The organism is Morganella sp. HMSC11D09 (assembly GCF_001807955.1).
Classification (GTDB): domain Bacteria; phylum Pseudomonadota; class Gammaproteobacteria; order Enterobacterales; family Enterobacteriaceae; genus Morganella; species Morganella morganii.
Genome location: NZ_KV791700.1, coordinates 1 through 1,201, shown reverse-complemented (window position 1 = coordinate 1,201; position 1,201 = coordinate 1). Strand labels below are relative to the sequence as shown.

1 protein-coding gene is annotated in these 1,201 nt (G+C 55.1%); it reads left to right on the top strand.

The window, feature by feature from the left end:
- Positions 1–1,201 (top strand): TipJ family phage tail tip protein (locus tag HMPREF3119_RS14110; RefSeq protein WP_371327757.1); only part of this gene is annotated, 1,201 nt, incomplete at both ends.

The following is a 1,201-nucleotide window of genomic DNA, read 5'->3' as shown; positions in this document are numbered from 1 at the left end:
GAACCTGCCGTCCGGTAAATCACAGGCCCGTACTATTCAGATGGTCACGGATAAGGTGATCACCGTTACCACGGAATACAGTGAAACGCCGGAACCGGAATGTGTCTGGGTAACAGAATCAGATGAGCTGTACGCCCAGCAGTACCGGGTGGTGAGCGTGACCGAAAATGATGACGGTACTTTCACGATATCCGCAGCGATGCATGACCCGGACAAGTACGACAGGATAGACACCGGTGCGGTATTGGATGAACGGCCGATCAGTGTTATTCCGCCGGGTAACCAGTTCCCGCCGAAAGACATTACCATCAGCGCTTATTCTGTCGTGAACCAGGGGATCAGCATTGAAACCATGCAGGTCAGCTGGCAACCGGCAGAGAACGCCATTGCTTATGAAGCGCAGTGGCGCAGGGACGACGGTAACTGGATCAATGTGCCGCGCAATGCTACCACCTCATTTGAGGTACCCGGAGTGTATTCAGGTCGCTATCTGGTGCGGGTCAGAGCGATTAACGCGGCAGAAATCTCCAGCGGCTGGGGGTATTCAGAGGAAACCCGGCTGACCGGCAAGGTGGGTGATCCGCCGATGCCGCTGAACTTCCGTGCGTCCACACTGGTATTCGGGATCAAACTGAACTGGGAATTCGGGAAATTCACGGAAGATACCCTGAAAACTGAAATTCAGTACAGCAAAACCAACGACGGGCAGAACCTGTTGCTGCTGGCCGATGTGCCGTACCCGTCCCGCTCTCATGAATTGGCCGGTCTGGCTGCCGGTACCGCGTTTTATTTCCGGGCCCGCCTGGTGGATAAAACCGGTAACCAGTCCCCGTGGACTGACTTTGTGCGCGGTGTGGCCGAGTTCGACGCATCGACCATTATTGACGAGGTGGCCGCCGGGTTGGGCGACTCTCAAATCATCAAAGACCTGCAGTCGCAGGCTGACGATAATTTCGAGGCCATCATCAACAACGCCAACAACGCTTACGGCCAGTGGATGCACCTGCAGCGTGAAAACGGTGTGATGAGGGCTGAAATTATCCGCGTTGATAACTACGTGGTAACGGAAACTAAAGCGCTTGCTGAGCACCTTGATGCGGTGCAGGCCACGGCAGATGAGAGCTTTGCCCGTGCGCAGAATTCCATTAAAGCCGAATACGACATGGAGCAGGGAACGGCTTCGGCAATCTGGAAGTCACTG